Here is a 19899-nt window from a genome sequence, read left to right on the forward strand (position 1 = left end):
AGCTTCGGATTACAGCCACCCCCGGGTGGCTTTTTTGGCATTGGGTTTTTCAATAAATAATTCAATAGATGGATTTATTTGTGCCTCCGGCTGTAAAAAACGCTATGGATTTTACTTTATCTGTAGGATCGATTTTTTACAGAGGGGGGACTCCATTTGCAGACCCAAGCAACCGTGAGCAAGGACAAAGAGAAAACACCCGGCGGTCATAAACCATACAGCAATCCGCAGGTATTCGTACGGCCGGCAGCTGCGAAGCAACCGGACCCGGTTGAGATCATCAGGCGTGTCCGCCAGAATCCGTCTTCCTTAAGCCGTGAAGACAAACTGGCGCTTCAGCGTACCCTGGGCAACCGCGCCGTGGTTCAATTGTTATCCAGCCTGAAGGATAGCCGGAAGGAAGAGGATAAGGCAGAGAAATCTGCCGGGACGAAGCCGGCTGAACAAGGGCAGGGAAGTCCGGAGAATACGCAGGTTGACCGGGAGCCGGTTCTGCCGAAACCGGTTCAAGAGCCAAGACCGGTACCAGCGCAAGCAGAGATGCAGCAAGTCAGCCCAGAGCCAGAACCGAAGACGGAGGACAAGGCGGAATCGAATCATCAAACAGCGGGAAGCGCTGCCTCCAAAGAGTGGGTTAAACCCTCAGCTGGAGGGACTCCTGCCGGAACTGGAGACCGCAAGGGGAAATTAGCTCCGGGTCAGCCGGACGGAAAAGCGAAGACCGTTGCTCCTCAGCAGGTAGAGGCAAAGACGGCTCCGCAAGGGAAACAAGCTGAAACAGAACAGCATGCAGAAGCTAAGGTGGCTAAGAATGCCAAGGAGGCGACAGCGCCGAAGGCCGATAAGGAAACGAAGCCTGCAAATGAAGCCAAGGAGGGCAAAGGAGAATCCGCACAGAAGGGAGCTGCGAAGGAGCCTTCGCTGGGAGCGGCACTGGGCGCTTTGGCGGGGGACGGGAAGGAAGAGCCGGCGAAGGCCAAGAAGGTGACCATCCACGGGGAAGATCCGGGGCAAATTCTAGATCAGCTGACACAGGTTCAGCCCACTGAGCTGGGGGATGCCTATGCCCAGGCTGTGAATGTATCCGCAGGAGCGTTCGCGAAGCAGAAGCAGAAGACCAAACAGGGGATGCCTGCAGTTCCTGCACCGACAGGACTGAAGGGGAAAGTGCTGCAAGCCCGGAAAAAGCCGGGGATGCTGAAGCATGCTATTCCGGGAGGGTTCAAAAGTGAACGCACCGGTGGAGCCGCGCTTGCGGGGAACCTGAACCAAATGAATATCGGATCTTCCGGACCGGAAGGTAATCCTGAGGCCATTATGGGCGAAATCCGTTCTGCAGCGGCTCAGCCACCGGGAATCAGCATGACAGGCGAGGCAGATCCTTCTCAGCTTGAGGGCTTTAACCAGGAGGCCTCCCGCGAGGTGGGAGCCGCGAAGCAGGCGGAGATGGGTCGGATTAACCATCCCTTTGGTGAGAATGACATCTATCCCGAGCCGGACGGTTCCACGATGAAGTCCTCAGCAGAGCTGCAAGGCGGAGCCGCACCCGCAGCCAAGAAGCTGCCGGTACTGGGATTGCCTGCGGACATGACTGCCGGTCTGAATCACAGCCTTGCGCCGGAAATGAAGAAGCAGCTTGGCTCCAAGCAGGCCGAATACAGCAAGGAAAAAGAGAAGTTTGACAGCAAGGTGCAGCTCTCCAAAGCAGACAGTCATGCGCAAATCCAGCAGGCAGAGGCCGACGCCAGGAACAAGCAGCTAAGCCAGCAGGCTGGGGCAAAGTCGGAAGTGGATAACCTCAGGGGCGAATGGAAAAGTGAGCTGGATGCAGCCGAAGCCGACTATGCCGGACAGGCCGGAGCGGCAGCACAGCAGAAAAAGGGCGAAATTAACAGCGTCCGGATGGAAAAAGAGCGCGAGGCACAGAAGAAGCAGTCCGAAGCTGAACGGGAAGCCACGCAGGCCTACAGTAAAGCCAAGAAGGAAGCAGACGGGAAACACAAAGAGGAAAAGGCAAAGGAAGAGAAAAAAGGCGGTTTCCTGGGCTGGGTGAAGGACAAGCTTGAGGCGGTTGTCAATATAGTCAAGAAAGCGGTCAACTTCATTTTCGAGGGTCTTCGAAAAGCGGTCAAGTTTATTTTTGAAAAGACCAAACAGGCGGTGCTGGGTATTATTGAACTGGGCCGCAAGCTGATTACCACCCTGATCAAGGGGCTGGGTGCGCTGCTTAAAAAGCTGGTGTCGGTTGTCTTTGCCAAGTTCCCTGGTATAGCCGCCAAAATATGCAGCAAAATTGACGGAGTCGTCGACAAGGCCATTAAGGCCGTCAATCAACTGGCGCAAAAGCTCAAAACAAAAGTCACTCAGGTCATGGACTTCCTGGCCGCCAAGGTGGATCAGGCACTGGCAGCGGTACAGAACTTCTATACCAAGCTGATCTCCACTTTAGGCAACCTGTTCATTGCCACTTTTCTTGATGTGCTTGCCCGGATTGGGGCGCTCGGCAAGGCGGCGAAGCGTTCGCTCAGCCACCTGGAAGGCAAGATGTGGGAATATCTGCTCGGTGTAGACATCTCCAAGCCTATGGGGGCCGCAGCGGCAGAAGGCGAAGCGGTAGAAGAAGCGGGTCCGGCTGCAGAAGAGAAGCTTACCGCAGAAGATATCGAGATGGAGTCGGTGGAAGAAGGCGAGATGGACCCGGCGCTGGTGCAGGAAGCGAATCTCAAGGACGGGGAAACCAAGGAGCTCTCAGGCAGCCGCGACCCGGCTACGATGGACAGCATCCTGGCAGAATTCGACACCGGAAAAGAGAATCAAAGCCTTGGCGGGAAAATTGCCGACGGTGCGAAGCTTCGTGCGAACAATGCGAAAATGTTGTTTGACCAGATTAAATCATTTGTAATAAAATGGATGAAGGCCCATGGATTACAGCTCCTGGCAGCCGTAGCGGGAATATTGGTTACCGTTGGCGCTGCTCTAGTCATCACTGGTGGATCTATTTCCGTTCTGATTGGCCCCATTATTAATGCGATCACTGTTCTGATGGAAGCTCAGGCCATTGTTTCTGTCGCGCAGACCTTAGCGCAAGCCTCCGTGCAGGTGGGCACTTACCTGGTTCAGGGCTGGCAGAAGATGATTGAACCTGCTGCTATCGCACTGGCAACGGCCATGGCTATGGGGTTGGTCGAGCTAGCCATGGCGCTTGGGATGAAGGGACTTGGCAAAGGGCTCAATAAGGCGGGCACAGCCCTTAAGAAGGGCAGCACCTCAACAGCCAAAAAAGGTGTGAAGGCAGCAGCCGGAGCAGGAACCAAGGGCATCAAGGGCCTTTTGAAAAGCGGAGCCAACCTGGTCTCCAAGACCGGCAGCATGATTATCCGTAATGGTAAAATCGTGATCAAGAGCCTGAAGAAAGGGCTCATGAAGGGGGCCAAAAAGCTCCAGGATCTGGTTGGCCGGATTCTGCAGAAGTTCAAGTTTAAGAAGTTCAAGCTGGTGCGCAAAGGTAAGCATATCCGTCTATACGGCGAGGTTAATCCTTGGGTGCTGCTGGCTGACGGTACTATAGAAGAAGTAGAAAATCTCGATGGAAGAAAAGCAGGAATTAGTACTCAGGCTGAGTATGACAAAATCAAGAGCTTGAAGGCTTCTGAGAGAAAAGAAGTCTACAATAAAGCAGTAGCAAAAGAAGACGGTAAAATTGATTTTGATAGTATTGCGGAAACGGTTAAAGATAAACCTCAAAAACCAAAAAAACATCAAGCAGAGAAGATAAGCACTCTTCAATCTGGTAATGGACCTTATTCACATATTCAAGATTCCAAGTATGTAGGTTCTGGGAAGGATTTTACTCCGGCTCAAAAGAAAAAGATAATTGAAGAGAATATGAAAAAAAATGGAGGCGTTGTTAAGTCTGATGATACAAGCGAATTACTAACCAAACCCCAAAAAAGCAAGAAAGGCGTTACACCTGATCCTAATGAATGGCAAATAGATCATATTATTCCAAGGGATAAAGGTGGCTCTAACAGTTATAGTAATGCTCAAGTTTTATCTAGAAAAGCAAATAGAGAAAAATCCAATAAATTACCCTAAGACTTTTGATAAACTTAGAAAGACAATACCAACAACTTAACCGAAAAGGAGAAACATAATGAAACCATTAATATTAAATAATCAATTAAATAAAAGCATTCTATGGAGAGGTTGTATACTTGCATCTATAGCTCATGCAATAATGGTTGCTCACTATCCAGAATTATCATACGAGCATTCATGGGATGGAGAAAACTATAGTGTTGTTGATGGTTCGGGAGGAAGAGGCACTATTTCCTTCATAGATAAATATTTAGTTGGGGCATTTCGAAATGACAACGTTACACGAACAGATATCTCTAAAGCAATTGATTTTTTTATAGATGCACCAAAGGAAGTTCTTGAGATAGCTAAAAATGAAACTTTAGAATACCTTCTTAAAGAAGGTGAAAATGGTACAGCCTTCCCATCTATTACAACTGCATTTTGGGGTGATAATGATACATTTACTTCAATTGATAATATTGTCAAACTAGTTCAATGTGGTGGTTATTTAATAGAAAGGCAGTTAATGAAGAGTGACTATGCAATTGAATCTTGGCGAGATTATTATGAGATGACTTCTGAGCAGGTTGAATTGCTAATCGCCATATATGATAGAAAAGTTAATAATCCTGATGAAAAAATCACGTTAACAATAAGGGAGATTGAAATAATTGGAGCAGAAGATTCCGAAGGTCTGAGTGAAAGTATGGCTTCATTTGAGGAAATCGGAGTATACTGGACATAATAAACTGGTCATATTACTTTCCATTCCTAAAATATATTATTACTAATAATACGTATAAAAAAACAGGTTAATTATGGTAAGTTCTCCCACTGTAATTGATCTGTTTTTTTGTTATAATCGTTTTCTTGCGGTTTTTTAAAATTTAATCACAACTGAAAAATGCACACTCCACGTGCTTTCATTTTCAGCTATCCTTCTGACAAAAAACTCCCGTAAATCATTTCACCCAGTTGTAATCCCCCTCCCCAAACTTACTTTATATATGAACGAGAAAATATAGAGTGAGGACATAACTGCCGATGAAATTCAAAAAATTGGCCAGAACCTTTCGACAGGAACCGCCGGAAACGAAGTGTGCGGAACACGGAGTTGTAACTGCTCCGGATCAATTGAGGTCTGCCACTGATTTAAGCCATGCAGCATGTTCAATTGCTGCTCCTGAGCTGGCAGACGCAGCAGCATCTGCTCATTCCGGTGGCGAACCAGCGACGGCCTGTACTCCTGCTCCCGAACCCGGGCGCAGCGAAGCTGCTCCGCCCTACAGCTCCAACCACGAGCATCTGGCAGATGAGCTGCAGCTGCTGGAGCTCCGGCTTAAGCTAAGGCTGCTTGAGGCACCGCAGCATGGTGCAGAGCTGGCGCTGGTAGACGAAGAGATCCGAAGTCTGCTGGATGTCCAGCCTGAGGATGAGCGCTACCTCAATCTCCTGACAGCGGAAATCGCTCATCTGGAACGGCAAATTGCTGCCCGGCTGGAGGCCAGCTACGGGCTATCTTCCGGGCAGCCGCCCGGTGAGGGTCCCCGGCTGATGCTCCCGCAGGTGGCTTCCGCGCTCAAGCTGTCGGGACTGGAGGTAAGCATACTTGTCGCTTGTCTTGCACTTGAACTGGACCGGAAGTATGAACGTATCTACGCCTACCTGCAGAATGATATGTCGGATAAGCGCCTTTCGGTAGATCTTGTCCTGCAATTATTCACCGGGACGGAGGAAGAGCGGCTTAGTGCCCGCCTGCTGTTCGATGCAAATTCACCGCTCATGAAGTTTCTGCTGGAGCGGTCAGGGGATTACGGCGACTGCCGCATTCCGCTGATCGCCCGGCCGCTGAAGCTGGAGGACTGGGCGGTGAATCTGCTGCTTGGTTATGAGGTATTGGACGAGCGCTTGACGAAGGCGGCGAGCCTGAGCCTTGTGCCGCTTCCGCTGCAGACTGGCTTTCCGGCAGAGCTGGAGCACAGGCTGCTGCGGTTTGTGAAGTATTACAGCAGCGGGGAGCCGCGTAGCCCCAGCAGCCTGCTGTACTGCAGCGGCCCGGATGAAGCCGGGAAACTAAGCGGCATCCGTGGGGTCTGCGGCAAGCTGGGGACCTCTGTACTGGTTGCCGACATGGGCAAGCTGCTGCTTCCTGAGGTGAATTTCAGCGACATGCTGAGACTGCTTGGACGGCATGCGTTGCTGCATAATGCGGCTCTTTGCTTCACCGGCTTCGACAGTGCAGTGACAGAGGATGACCGTTATAGCCTTCAGGTCCGGCTTTTGGTAGATATGCTGGCAGCCTGTTCGCCTCTGACGTTTATCCTTGGAGAAGCGCAGTGGGGGATCAGCTTGACCGGGGTTCCACTGAATTTCATGCCCTTCGACTTGCCCTTTCCGGATGCATCCGCCCGGAAGACGGCATGGACTGCCCTGGGGCAGGACTACAGGCTGTCTCCGCAGATTGAGCTGGATGACTTCAGCGGAAGCTTCCGTTTCACTTCCAGTCAAATCCGGGATGCGCTGAACGGCGGCGAGAATATCGCCGTCTGGAATGGTTCCAGGGAGGTTGAGATTAGCGCCAAGGACCTGTACCAAGCGTGTTACTTCCAGTCCAGCCGCAAGATTCAGGCGCTGGCGACGAAGATCCGGGCCATGTATACCTGGGACATGCTGGTGCTTCCCGGCGAGCAGCTGAGCCAGCTTGAGGAAATCTGCCGTCAGGTGAAATACCGGGCGCTGGTCTATGGGGAATGGGGCTTTGCCGGACGGCTGTCCCTTGGCAGAGGGCTGAACATCCTGTTCTCCGGGCCGCCCGGCTCCGGGAAGACAATGGCAGCTGAGGTCATTGCGACAGAGCTGAATCTGGAAATCTACAAGATCGATGTCTCGCAGATTGTGAGCAAGTATATCGGGGAGACCGAGAAGAATCTGTCGCGGATTTTTGACGAAGCGGAGACCTCGAACGCCATTCTCTTCTTCGATGAAGCGGATGCCTTGTTCGGCAAACGCTCAGAGGTCAAGGATGCGCATGACCGGTATGCGAATGTGGAGATCAGCTATCTGCTGCAGAAGATGGAGGAATATACGGGGATCGTCATTCTGGCGACCAATCTGAATCAGAATCTGGACGATGCCTTTGCACGCAGACTGCATTTCAAGCTGGAGTTCCCGTTTCCGGAGAAGCAGCAGCGCGGACTCATCTGGCGGGGGATGTTCCCGGGGGGCGCGCCGCTTGCTCCGGATGTGGATTACGATTTCATGGCGGAGAAGTTCATTCTCGCCGGCGGCAACATCAAGAACATTGCCTTGAATGCGGCCTTTTATGCTGCGCACGAGGGCTGTTCCATTGGGATGAAGCAGATTATGCTGGCTGCCAAGCGGGAATATCTCAAGCTGGGCAAAACTTTTTTGCAGTCGGATTATGCTCCCTACCACACACTGATTGAGGTGAAATAGGCATGGCCGTGGATACCGGTACGGTAATAAGAGATGTCAGCACCAGCCTGAAGACGCTGTTGAAGGCAAATGTGCCTGAGCTGAACGACGACAGCTTCATCAGCTTCGGCTCACCCAGCGACATTGACAGCTCAACGATGAAGCTCTCGATGTGCTTGTATTATTTGAGCCATAGCCCGAGCATGCGCAACAGTGAGAAGGAAGAGATCGGCGGCACGAACGAGTTCCTGTATCCGCCGGCTTATCTGGATTTGTACTATCTGCTCACACCGTATGCCAAGGACAGGGAAACGGAGCAGCTTATTCTGGGCAGAATCTTTCAGCTGTTCCATGAGCATCCGGTGCTCAGCGGCACTGACCTGAAGGGCAATCTCGCCGAATGCGGCAACGAGAAGATCCGGATCTCCTACAACAATCTGACGATTCAGGATATCAAGCAGCTGTGGGAGGTTTTTCCGGGAAAGCCTGCGAAGGTGAGCCTGTCCTATCTGGTGTCACCGGTAAGACTGCCGGCGGATAAGACGATCATGATTCCAAGGGTTGAAGTTAAGGAGCTGGGGATTCATCCCATGTAGACAGACTGGCCCTGACTTCTTCTTTGAAAGGAGTGATTCATGGAGGGAAATCGTTGCAAGGCACCCATAACCGCGGATGATCCGCAAAACCCGGCTGCTGCTTCCATTGAAGCAGAAGCTAACAAAACTTAAGTGAATGCTTCCGAAGCGAGTTTTGTACGAAGCATGTCACAGAAGCAGAAGCTAACAAAACTTTTAGGAGGGTAAGAGATGGCAAATTATTTATCGCCAGGCGTGTACGTAGAGGAAGTCTCAAGCGGTGTCAAGCCGATTGCCGGTGTAGGCACATCTGTAGGGGCGTTCGTGGGGATCGCAGAGAAAGGCGTGATCGGCAAAGCGGTACTCGTCACAAACTGGAGCCAATTCGTCAATGAATTCGGCCAATTTATCCCGAATGGCTATCTGGCTTATGCCGTGTACAGCTTTTTCGCGGAAGGAGGAACCTCCTGCTACGTGGTAAGAGCCGCTTCCAACGATATCCGGCCTGCATCGCTTACAGTCAGAGATACAGATAACCTGGATCTCTTCAAGGTGATTGCACGCTCGGAAGGGGATTGGGGTAACCGGATCTCTGTGAAGATCAGCCCGTCCTCCAATAAGCAGCAGTTTGGCTTCAAGATGGTGGTCCAGTATATGCTGGACAGCGATTTTGATGATGAATACACCGGGGAAGACGAGGACGGCAAAATCGTCGAAATCTTCGATAATATGCTGCTGATCAATTTCGAGGAGAAGGTGAATCAGGTTTCCGCGTTTGTCAGCGTGAAGCCGCTGGTCGATCTGACCATTCTCGAAAATATGGAAAAGACACCAGCCTTCAATGAAACAGCCCTGTCGCTCGGCGGCGGTGTGAACGGGATGTCTCCGATTGATTTCCTGGGCGACTCGGTCACCCGGGCGGGCATCCATGCCTTTGATACGATTGACGGCATCAACATTGTGGCTGCGCCGGACCTTGCGGATATGGCCTACAGCCGGGGCACGATTCTGGACATGCTGAACTACTGCAAGCTGAGAAAAGACTGTATCTTCATCGTTGACCCTCCGCATGGGCTGAACCCGCAGGAGGTCAAGGATTTCAAGGAAGGCGCAGGCGAATACTCGGGGAATTCGTTCAACACCTCTTATGGAGCCCTCTATTATCCATGGGTCTACATTAACGATCCGCTCACAGGCAAGCAGAAGCTTGTTCCGCCGTCAGGCGCTATCGCCGGTACGTATGCTTACGTCGATTCCATGCGCGGTGTCCACAAAGCACCGGCAGGCACCACGGACGGCTATCTGGATTCCGTAGTCGGCATTGAGAAGATCATCACCAAAGCGGAGCAGGGACTGCTCAATCCGGACGGTATCAACGTCATCCGCTCCCTGCCGGAAGGCATTTGCGTCTGGGGGGCCAGAACGCTGTCCTCCGATTCCGAATGGAATTACGTCAACGTCCGGCGCCTGATGATGTACATTGAGGAATCGCTGGATGAGGGCAGCCAGTGGGTGGTATTCGAACCGAATGATCCAAGCCTCTGGGGCAAGGTGAAACGCAACCTTACAGCCTTCCTGACCCGTGTCTGGAGAGACGGCGCACTCTATGGAACTACACAGGAAGAAGCCTTTTTCGTCAAAGTGGACGAAGAGAACAATCCTCCTGCCGTGCGGGATGCAGGCCAGCTGATTATTGAAGTCGGCGTGGCACCGGTCAAGCCTGCTGAATTCGTAGTCATCCGGGTCAGCCAGAAGACCCTGTCCAAATAAGAGATTGAGAGGAGATTTATCCTATGGCAACCGGCAAAAGATTGGATCCGTACCGCAATTACCGCTTCCGGGTCGTGATTGACGGTATTCAAACCGCAGCATTCGCTGATGCAACCATTCCGGACACCTCCACAGAAGCTGTGGATTACCGCGAGGGCATCGATGCTCCGCATGCACGCAAGCTATCCGGATTGACCAAATTCGGGAACATCACCTTGAAAAAAGGTCTGACCGACTCCCTGGAGCTCTACAACTGGCGCAAGTCGATTGAAGACAAGGGTGCGCTGAAGAACCGCAAGAGCTTGTCGATCATCCTGGTGGATGAAGAAGGCAATGACAAGGCGCAGTGGGATATCCTCGAAGCCTGGCCGATCAAGTACGATGTCAGCGCGCTTAGCGCCAAAGGGAATGAGGTTTCCGTCGAATCGATGGAGCTGGTGCATGAAGGCGTACGCAGAGTGAAATAGCTTTTCCGCTCACCGTTACCTTGAATTTGATGCAATACGCCAAAACATGAGATGGTCGGTATGGGAATCAAATTCATTGCCGGGGATGCCGGAAGAAAGCGAAGGCACAAGAATGTTCTGAAGAAGAAGCGAGGGAGATCATGGAACTCTTACAAACCGAATTCAGCTTTACCCTTCCCAAGGGCTATGTGGATGAAGCGGGCACCCTGCATAAGCAGGGCACGATGCGACTGGCAACCGCTGCAGATGAAATTACACCGCTCCGGGATTCCCGGGTCCAGCAGAATCCTGCCTATCTGACAGTGATCCTGCTCTCCAGGGTAGTAACCAGCCTGGGCGGGCTTGGCATGATTACACCGAGAGTGATCGAGGAATTGTATACGTCGGACTTTGCTTATTTGCAGGAGTTGTATAACCGGATTAACCAGAACGGAACGAATTCAGTTCATGCGAAATGCCCCAAATGCGAGCAGCCGTTTGAGCTTGAACTGGAGTCGCCGGGGGAATAGTCGGCTACCCCCTTGACCGCCTCTACGAGGAGGTAGCCTTTCTAACCTACTATCTCCATTGGGACTATACAGCTGTGCTGAACCTGGAGCACCCGGAACGGGAGCGATGGTGCAGCGAAGTCAGCAAAATCAACCAAAGGCTGAGTGGCGGGGAAGAGAAGAAGAACTTCTTTGAGGCTTAGGAGGATAACATGAAGGCAAATATGCTAAATATCGGTGCGAAAAGCAATTGGACCCCCGGTTACAGGGAAGATCCATATCTTGCCTTTAACTTCATAGTGGAGATTGACGGGATCTCCGTCGCCGGCTTCTCCGAGGTCTCGGGACTCAGTATTGAGACCCAGGTGGAGCGTAAAACCTTCGGCGGTGAGAACCATAAGGAATTTGTTTTCCTTGGACAGACCAAATACTCGGATCTGACCTTGAAGAACGGGGTCACGAACGATGAATATCTGTGGAATTGGTATCAGAATGTCGTGAATGGGGTAGTCAAACGGCGCAGCGGGTCCATCTGTCTGCTGGATCATTCCGGCACGCCCAAGGTGTGGTGGAACTTCATCGAAGCTTGTCCCATCAAATGGGAAGGGCCGGCGTTCAGCGCCAGCAGCAGCGCGGTGGCTGTGGAGAGTCTGGTTCTGACTCATAACGGGCTGTACAGGTACCGGTAATGAATCGGAGCATTCGGACAACGGCTTCACCTGAGGACCGGAAGCAAATCGATTTCATCCAGGCCATTCTGGGGAAGTACGGCATGACCAGATGGCGGAGCAGGTTTCAGAACCTGATCCTGCGGCAATATCCGCTTCTGTTCGCGGAGCCGGAAGCCCTGCAGCCTGCAGACACGGTTATTAACAACATCTATCCTGTCAAGCAAACCTACATTCATCATTCGGTCTATTCCCCCTTAACGCAGGGGCGGATGGACCCGGGAACGGTAAGCCGCATTGTGCTTGTTACTCAGGGCAGCCGTCAAGCTGCGGGCAGCAATCACTCTTCATATCCGGGACAATATAATAGTGTACGGAACGGAGTTCACTCCGCAGCGGGGCGGCTTACCTCCATACAGGTATTACAGGAGAGAGTCCGGAAGCAGCAAAGTAATAAACATCTGGTAACAACGATATACCGCACTGAAAATATAGCTAAGAGTACGGTGGAACCAGCAAGCGCTCAGAGGGCTGAGAGAGATCAGGTGCGGACGGCAGCTCCCCCTGCATGGCAGCATCATCTGCCGGTGGCGGCAGCGGCTGCAGCGGGAAGAAATCTGGCAGAGCGGGCTACCGGAAACAGGCTGCGGCCTGAAACGCGAGATTCACGGCAGCGTGAACCCCTTACGGGCATGGCTACACAGGAAGTCCGTCACCAGCTTCAGCTGCTGCGGACCTATAGCTTGTACAAAGAGGCCGCTCATGGAATTCCGAGTCAGACCTTGAGGCAGAAGCCCGGGCAGGAGTCAGCCCATGAACAGCTGGCCGGCCCTCCGGCAATGGCACTGAAGCCTAAACATGAGGCAGTCCCTGGCTCTGCCGGGACAGCTGTGGAAGCACAGTATAGCACTCCATCCCTGATCTTCAGGCCAAATCCGGATTCGTATTCCCTGGCGGGCTCTATGCTTCACTTGGGGCTAGGACAGAAGCTGACGGCTGCGCTGGAGAAGCTGGAGAGCAGTCAGGCGCTCCTGACTCCGCTGCCTGCTGAACCAGGAGCGGTGTACCGGAGGCAACAGCCCTCCTTGCGAACCCTCCTGCCTCTTGGGATTCCGTCAGATTCCCAGTCCATGGTCCGGTGGCAGCATGCTTCCGCATCATTAACCGGGGCTGCGAAGCCGGGTTATCCGGGAGTGAAGCTATCTGCTGCGCCGGAGTCCGCCTTGGTCTATACCCCCAAGGTACAGGCATTGCCGGCTCCTTCGCAGAGAAGAAGGTCTGCAGGCAGGCTCTTGACTGCCGGTCCTGAGCATGAAGAGTACCTTAAGCCCGCAGGCAGCAGCAATCTGGTTCTGCGGAAGCCGGAAGCATCCAAGGCTGCCCGGCCGGAGCCGGTTCAGCAGCACTTGGAACGGGTTCATCCGGAACAGACGGCTCTGCTTCCAGCCCAGGTCTACACCAAGACGGCTCCAGCTGTAATGGATGCTGCAGAATTGAACCAGCTGGCCGAAAGGGTCTATCAGGTGCTTGAGAAGAAAATGGCGATTCGCAAGGATCGGAGGGGGCTTAGATAATGGCGGAGAAAGCGAAGATTATTCCCGTGGATATTCCCATAGGACCCATTGAGGTCATGTTCAACCCCAACGAGTACACTGTATCATTCGAAGGGAAATATACGGGGGATAAGAACAACAAGCAATTTCAAATCACAGAGACGCCGGAGCTCAAGGTGTCCTTATTCTATGATACCTACGAGCAGCGCACGGATGTGCGCAAGAAGACCAAGAAGCTAACCTCGCTGCTTGATCCCAAGGTAAGCGGTAAGAGCACAAAAAAGCCGCCGAAATGCAGGTTCGTCTGGGGCGGCTTCACCTACCTTGGCCTTCTTAGCAAGATTGAGCAGAAGTTCACGATGTTTATGGATAATGGCACACCCGTCCGCTCTCTGCTCGATGTAACCTTCATTACAGATGAGTCGGACAAAACCGTGGAAGACAGCATGGGTCTCAATGCCTGCCGGAAGCTATGGGTTGTGAAAAGCGGGGACAGGCTCGACCTCATTGCGAATGAGGCGCTGAAGGAGCCGCTGGCGTGGCGCAGGATTGCCGAGCTGAACAGGATTGTCAACCCAATCGGCTTTCCTGGAAAAAATGATATCGGGAGAACCTTGGTCATCCCGGATTAAGGCGGGGATTGCATGGGCACCAGTGTAGCGAATTACAAGATTGAGCTGAACGGGAGCAAGCTGTCCGCTGAGCTGACAGCGGCGGTGGAAGGAGTCACGCTGGAGGATGAGCTCAATCTGCCGGCTGTTTTCTCCATCCAGATGAATATGGTGAACTCCGGAAGCGGCATGTGGCGGGGAACAGATCTGAAGAGCATCCAGCCGGGAGACCAATTGAAGCTGTCGCTAGGACTCGACAAGCCTGAGCCGATGATCAGCGGGGAGATTACCTCGCTTGATCTGAATTTCGCGGAGCATTCCATCCTGGACATTCGCGGATACGACCTGCTGCACAGGCTCCGTATGGGAACGAGAAGCAAAGCTTTTCTGAAGAAGAAGGACAGCGACATAGCTTCGGAAATCGCCAAGGAGCATGGACTGACCCCGGTAGTGGATGATACGGGGACTGTGTACCCTTACCTGTTCCAGAATAATCAGAGCAATTACGAATTTCTGCTGGAACGGGCGGCCATGCTCGATTATGAGCTCTACGTGGCCGACAAGAAGCTGTATTTCGTCAAATCCCGGTCTGTGAAAGCCCCGGCCCTGCCGGAGATGAGCTTCAAGAAGGACTTCGAACGGCTGAATCTGGAGCTGAGAGCTCTTACCCGGGGAAGCACGGTGAAGGTCAAGGGCTGGGATGTGAAGGAGAAGAAGGAGCTGGAGGCCAGCGCTAAGAGCGGAGACGAGACGACCAAGATGGGCGGACAGCAAGACGGCTTCTCCTTGAGCGCCAAGGCCATCGGGGAATCGCCGATCGCCATTATGGCGGAGAATCTGCTGGATATGAATGAGGCCAAGCGGCTTGCTTCCGCTGCCTACAACAGCCGCCTGCGTGATTTCATCGCCGGGGAGGGCATGTGCTGGGGGAACCCGCAGCTGCGGGCCGGTCAGACGGTGAAGCTGATGGGCATGGGTGAGCGCTTCAGCGGCATTTATTATGTAGTATCCACGGTTCACAAGATAGACAGCAAGGGCTATACAACGACTTTTAAGGTGATGAGGACTGGCCTATGAATGAAGGACCTTCAATTACCAATTTTGTCGACAGCATCATTAACGAGGGACGGATCTTCGGTGTGATGGTGGGCATTGTCATCAACAATGATTCTGCGAACCATGCGGATAAGCCCGGCCCCGGACGGGTGAAGGTGAAGATCCCGCTGATGGGGATGCCGGAATCCAACTGGGCCCGTATGGCTTCCTGGATGGCGGGGAAGGAGCGGGGAGCCTTTTGTCTGCCGGAGGTGGACGACGAGGTGCTGGTCGCTTTTGAGAACGGGGATGTCAACCGCCCCTATGTGATCGGGTCCTTGTGGAACGGCAAGGATATCCCGCCGGAGACCAACAAGGACGGTAAGAATAATATCCGTCTGTTCAAATCCCGCAGCGGACACATCCTGCAGTTTGCCGACACCAAAGGAGAAGAGAGCATCACACTCACTTCCGCCAAAGGCCATGTCATCAAGCTGGACGACACAAGCGGCGCGGAGCAGATCCGGATCACCGACAAATCAGGCAAGAACCAAATCGTCGTGGATACCAAAGCGAATAAGCTGTCGTTACTGTCCGGACAGGATATTGTCATTTCCGCACCAAGCGGGAAGCTGTCCCTCTCCGCCAAATCGATTGAAATGAAATCATCGGCAGATACCAAGCTCGAAGCTTCGGCCGGGATGGATGTCAAGGCGGCAGCCAGCCTGAATATCAAAGGGGCTACGGTCAACATCAATTAGAGAGGGGGCTTCATTCATGGGACAGCCTGCAGCGAAAAAAGGCGACCGTATTCTGGCGACCGATACACATATCGTAATGCTTCCGGCCGGATCGGCGCTCGTTCCGACACCCTTGCCCCATCCCTTCACAGGCATACTGGACGGCGCACTTAGCGCAAATGTGAAGATTATGGGCAGGCCGGCAGCTACTGTGGATTCCACGGCCACCAATACACCGGCCCATGTTCCGCAGGGAGGCCCTTTTCAAAAGCCTCCAACCAATCAGGGGAAAATCATTGCCGGAAGCGCATCGGTAAAAATCAACGGGAAAATGGCCGCCAGAAACAGCGATCCGGCGCTGACATGCAATGATCCGGCCGACCTGCCGGCAGGCAAGGTGGTTGCGGCAGGAACGGTCTTAATAGGAGGCTGAGTTATGGAAGTCGTAGATTTTTTGGGACGGGGCTGGAAATATCCCTTCGCTGTCCAGAGGGGGAGCATTAATTCTTCAGATGGAGAAGCTTCCATCCGGGAATCGATCATCATGATCCTGTCAACCGCCCGAGGCGAACGGGTGATGCGGCCGGATTTCGGCTGCAGGCTGAACGAGCTGGTGTTCGCGCCGAATACAATGAGCACCGCTACGCTGCTCAGAAGCTATATTGAAGAGGCACTGCAGAACTGGGAGCCGCGGATTGAAGTGGATGATATTACGGTCACTCCCCGCTCGGACCGCTCTGAACTGGAAGTGTCCATTGACTATTCGATCAGGGCCAGTAACAGCAAATATAATCTGGTCTATCCATTCTTCCTTGAAAGTGTGGGGAAATAATGCCAAACAATGTGCCTACCCTAGATAAGCGGGATCAGGAACAGCTGGTTCCGGAGCTTAGACGTTTAATCTACCAGTACTGCCGCAAAGAATGGACAGATTTGCCGGAGCTTACGGCAGACAAGAAGGCGGATGCGCTGGTCCATATCTTTACCGGGATGCTGGGCAAAGTCATCGGCCGGCTGAACAAGGCCCCCGAGAAGAACTTCACCTCCTTTCTGAATCTGATCGGCATTCATCCCACACCACCCAGAGCAGCCAAAGTACCGCTGCTCTTCAAGCTGAAGCCGGATGCGGACAACTTCAGTACCATTCCGGCAGGGACCCGGGTATCGGCCCAGCCCGAGAATCAGCCGGAGGTGATTTTTGAAACCGAGAAGGATTTGACGGTCATCCAGCCGCGGCTGGTCAGGGCCGTGAGTCTTGACCCCGAAGAGGACCAGTGGACCAATCAGGATTATCTCTTTGCTGAGGAGCCCACCGGCCGGAGTGCCAAATTGTTCCGAGGTGATTCGACGGTGGTCCACAGGCTGTACCTGGGACATCCGGAGCTGTTCGGATTCCAGGAAGCGGGCAGCCGTGTGTCGGTATATTTCAACAAGCCGGATGCAGCACTGGCGACAGACGCGAAGAGCCAGCGCGGAGCCCGGGATCTGCTCCTGGATATGGACTGGTTCTGCTTCGACGAAGAAGGGAACACCGTGCAGCTGTTCCCTTCAATGGCCGAGTCCGCGGAGGATTCCGCCTGGAGGGCAGTAGTTCAGTTCGATCAGCTGTCCGGAGTGCATGCGAAGACACTTGCCGGATACGAACAGGCGGAGGTTCTGCGGGAATGGCCCGGCAAGTGGATATTTGCCGAGCTGAAGAAGCCTATCACCTCCAGTACTCAGATGCCGGATATCGAAGATATCCGCATCGGGCTGAACGTAGTCAGTCCGCTGCCGCTCGCACCGGATGTTACGGTGAACAACGGTACTCTGCTGGACATGGGCAAGGATTATTATCCTTTCGGGGACAAGCCCAAAGTGAATGACACCTTCTATATCGCCTGCAGCGAAGCCTTCTCCAAGCCGGGTTCCCGGATTACGCTGAAGGTCGAGCTGTCTGAACCGGAGATCAGCAAGCTGCCGGATACGCCGTATGTGAGACTCGGCTGGGAGTACTGGAACGGTAAGGAATGGCTCGCGATCTCCGGCCTGGAAGAGCTGCGAGGCGATGGCACTGCGGGCTCAGAAGACAGAACAGGCAGCGCAGCTACTCTGACTGCCAGTGGAACGCTAAGCTTCGAATGTCCGGGAATCAAGCTGCTGACGCTGGGCGGTGAAGAGCGCTATTGGATTCGTGCCCGCATCACGGGCGGCAATTATGGTGAGGATGCGAAATATGAATACCAGGATGAAGAGGTCAAGCTGGGAGAGGGAAGCATCAATGTCGCCAAGCTGAAGGTTACGCAGGCTTCCTATGCCCCGCCTTCCATCCGGAGGCTCAGCGTTGCCTACAGCTACACGCTGGAGTCGCATCCCCAAACCGTGCTTACAGAGAATAATTTCAGTTTCGCGGACAAGTCGGCGGCATGCCTGGCTGATGGGGTGTATTTCAAGCCCTTCTACCCTTGCGCAGAGCTGGAGCCTGTCTTTTATCTCGGCTTTGACCGTGACATCCGCAATCTGCCGGTCTCGCTCTTTTTTCCGCTAACCGGTGAACAGCTGGGACGTCCGGTTGTTGCCTGGGAGTACTGGGACGGCAGAAGATGGCTGACATTAAGTGTAAATGACGAGATCAGGGGCTTCACCCGCAGGGAAATCCTGCAGTTTGCCTTCCCGGCGGACATCGAGAAGCGGCCGCTGTTCGGAACAGAGCACTATTGGATCCGTGCCCGGCTGGATGAAGGACGTTTTGAGATTGTCCCTCAGGTCGATGCCATAACTACAAATGCGGTATGGGCCCGCAATTCGAATGCTGTAACCGGGGAGATTCCGGGCTCCAGCAATGGCGAAGAGAACCAGAGCTTTCAGCTATCGAAGACGCCTGTGCTCCCCGGGCAGAGCCTCAGTATCCGAGAGGCATCGGGACAAGGGGAATGGGTGCTCTGGGAGGAGGTCGATACCTTTTCGGTATCCGGGCCGGACGGCAGACACTACATGCTGGACAGAAGCAGCGGAACGGTTATTTTCGGGGACGGTAAGAACGGCATGATTCCACAGGCGGGAACGGATAACATCAAGTGCGATTATAAGCATGGCGGCGGAGCATCCGGCAACGTTGCCGCAGGCACCATCACCAAGATATGGGACAGCTACAGCTGGCTGGATTCGGTGACGAACCCGGTAGCGGCGGACGGCGGCTTCGAGCAGGAGGAAGCGGAGCAGGCAGAGATCCGCGGGCCGCATACGCTGAAGAGCTGGAACAGAGGCGTAACCGCCGAAGATATGGAATGGCTGGTGCGTGAGGCGATGCCCCAGATTGCCAAGGTGAAATGTCTCAGTGCGATGAACCGTGATCTGGAATTCGTTCCGGGTACAGCCACAATCATTGTAGTGCCGGAGACTGATGATCCGAAGCCTGTCCCCAGTCAGGAATTGCTGAGTGAAATTGAGTCCTATCTGTGCGAACGGACCTCGGCGGTTCTGAACACAAGCGAACCGGGAATTGAAGTGACAGGTCCGGATTATGTCCGGATCGGGGTAGAGGCAGCCGTTGCGTTCACCTCGGCAGATCAGCGGAAGGTGGCGGAGGGCCGGATTATTGACAACCTGAAGCGGTTTTTTCACCCGCTCTATGGCGGGGACGGAGGTACGGGCTGGGAGCTGGGCCAGAACCTGTATGTGTCCGAGGTCTATGCTGTGATCAAGAATACGCCGGGTGTTGATTATGTATCGGGTATTGCCATCCAGTCTTCGGTGCAGTGCTATACGCTGAAGCTTGAGCCCTTGGAGAACGGTCCGTATAAGCCCCTGGCCTCCTATCCGAAATACAGCGTGGTCCGCTCTGACGACAACTCCATTCAATTTGCGCTGGCAGAGCCGGTGGATGCCGGGAGCGAAGTGAAGTCACTGGTGCTTAAGGGATTCAAGGAGAATGGAATCATCAGGCTCCGCTACAGAAACTATGAGCCGGTAGAGCTGATTGTCCGCTCCATTAACGGCGACATTCTGGAATGTCAGACCCTGGACGAGGAACCGCTGGAACGGAGCTATCCCGAGGGCAGCGATCTTGAATTCGACATCACCGATGATCTGACGGTCCGCACCTATATTCTGAATGGATTGGACGCTGGTGTGGCTTCCTTTTTTGTCAAAACCGCCGTATTCGAGCAGAAGGATATTGTCTTCCTGAGCCGGACGGATGAGTATGTCAACACGACCCCGCTCAAAATCCATGGAATCAGCAGCGAGAATATTTTCCTGGAAGAGGATGAGCTGATCTGCGGCGGGATGCAGCTGGTGAACAAGCCGGAGGAGCATATCTTTCCCTATCTTATGGATAAGAGTTCAGGCCTGCTCCATGACTTGACCGGGACAACGTCAGACTGCAGGCTGGAAGCCATCCTTAAGGAGGAACGCAAGTATCTGACAGGCCTGTCCGGTCTGCCGGAGACGGCGAAGCGGTGTCCGTATTGTTTTCCCTTGGAGCAGTAACAAAAGC

The 19899-nt window shown here is 53.4% G+C and carries 16 protein-coding genes; all 16 read left to right on the plus strand.

The window, feature by feature from the left end:
- Nucleotides 1–156: 156 nt before the first annotated feature.
- Entirely contained in the window at nt 157–4095 is a 3939-nt protein-coding gene (locus tag MKZ24_RS18100; RefSeq protein ID WP_340785139.1) for an HNH endonuclease domain-containing protein, read from the plus strand.
- A 58-nt stretch (nt 4096–4153) separates the two neighbouring features.
- Nucleotides 4154–4825 (plus strand): hypothetical protein, encoded by a 672-nt coding sequence (locus MKZ24_RS18105; protein ID WP_042237268.1) that lies wholly within the window; start codon nt 4154–4156, stop codon nt 4823–4825.
- A 299-nt stretch (nt 4826–5124) separates the two neighbouring features.
- Nucleotides 5125–7536: an ATP-binding protein gene (locus tag MKZ24_RS18110; protein ID WP_042237267.1), complete on the plus strand. Its 2412-nt coding sequence runs from the start codon at nt 5125–5127 to the stop codon at nt 7534–7536.
- 2 nt (nt 7537–7538) lie between these two features.
- On the plus strand, nt 7539–8111 hold the full coding sequence (locus MKZ24_RS18115; RefSeq protein WP_042237266.1) for a DUF4255 domain-containing protein: 573 nt from the start codon (nt 7539–7541) through the stop codon (nt 8109–8111).
- Nucleotides 8112–8321: 210 nt separating this feature from the next.
- Nucleotides 8322–9860, plus strand: a complete 1539-nt coding sequence (locus MKZ24_RS18120) for a phage tail sheath family protein (protein WP_042237265.1) — start codon at nt 8322–8324, stop codon at nt 9858–9860.
- A 23-nt stretch (nt 9861–9883) separates the two neighbouring features.
- Complete coding sequence (locus MKZ24_RS18125) at nt 9884–10327, plus strand: phage tail protein (protein ID WP_019910188.1); 444 nt, start codon at nt 9884–9886, stop codon at nt 10325–10327.
- A 140-nt stretch (nt 10328–10467) separates the two neighbouring features.
- A complete protein-coding gene (locus MKZ24_RS18130; RefSeq protein WP_042237263.1) occupies nt 10468–10836 on the plus strand; it encodes a hypothetical protein in 369 nt (122 codons plus the stop codon).
- Nucleotides 10833–11018 (plus strand): DUF6760 family protein, encoded by a 186-nt coding sequence (locus MKZ24_RS33115; RefSeq protein ID WP_081956574.1) that lies wholly within the window; start codon nt 10833–10835, stop codon nt 11016–11018. Before MKZ24_RS18130 ends, MKZ24_RS33115 begins: the two co-directional genes overlap by 4 nt.
- Nucleotides 11019–11027: 9 nt before the next feature.
- Nucleotides 11028–11504 carry a phage tail protein gene (locus tag MKZ24_RS18135; RefSeq protein WP_042237262.1) on the plus strand — a complete coding sequence of 159 codons (477 nt, stop codon included), beginning with the start codon at nt 11028–11030 and terminating at the stop codon, nt 11502–11504.
- Nucleotides 11504–13057 (plus strand): hypothetical protein, encoded by a 1554-nt coding sequence (locus MKZ24_RS18140; RefSeq protein WP_340785160.1) that lies wholly within the window; start codon nt 11504–11506, stop codon nt 13055–13057. Before MKZ24_RS18135 ends, MKZ24_RS18140 begins: the two co-directional genes overlap by 1 nt.
- Nucleotides 13057–13668, plus strand: a complete 612-nt coding sequence (locus MKZ24_RS18145) for a CIS tube protein (RefSeq protein WP_340785162.1) — start codon at nt 13057–13059, stop codon at nt 13666–13668. The genes MKZ24_RS18140 and MKZ24_RS18145 overlap by 1 nt, the downstream gene beginning before the upstream one ends.
- Nucleotides 13669–13680: 12 nt before the next feature.
- Complete coding sequence (locus MKZ24_RS18150) at nt 13681–14724, plus strand: phage late control D family protein (RefSeq protein WP_340785164.1); 1044 nt, start codon at nt 13681–13683, stop codon at nt 14722–14724.
- The gene (locus MKZ24_RS18155) at nt 14721–15443 is read left to right on the plus strand and encodes a phage baseplate assembly protein V (RefSeq protein WP_340785167.1); all 723 of its coding nucleotides are present in this window, start codon (nt 14721–14723) and stop codon (nt 15441–15443) included. Before MKZ24_RS18150 ends, MKZ24_RS18155 begins: the two co-directional genes overlap by 4 nt.
- A gap of 16 nt (nt 15444–15459) precedes the next feature.
- Nucleotides 15460–15855, plus strand: coding sequence for a PAAR domain-containing protein (locus MKZ24_RS18160; RefSeq protein ID WP_042237255.1), 396 nt, complete (start codon nt 15460–15462; stop codon nt 15853–15855).
- A 3-nt stretch (nt 15856–15858) separates the two neighbouring features.
- On the plus strand, nt 15859–16254 hold the full coding sequence (locus MKZ24_RS18165; RefSeq protein ID WP_042237252.1) for a GPW/gp25 family protein: 396 nt from the start codon (nt 15859–15861) through the stop codon (nt 16252–16254).
- The gene (locus tag MKZ24_RS18170) at nt 16254–19892 is read left to right on the plus strand and encodes a putative baseplate assembly protein (RefSeq protein ID WP_340785174.1); all 3639 of its coding nucleotides are present in this window, start codon (nt 16254–16256) and stop codon (nt 19890–19892) included. The genes MKZ24_RS18165 and MKZ24_RS18170 overlap by 1 nt, the downstream gene beginning before the upstream one ends.
- The last annotated feature ends 7 nt before the right edge of the window (nt 19893–19899 follow it).

The sequence above is a fragment of the Paenibacillus sp. FSL R7-0297 genome (assembly GCF_038009025.1).
Lineage (GTDB): Bacteria > Bacillota > Bacilli > Paenibacillales > Paenibacillaceae > Paenibacillus_AQ.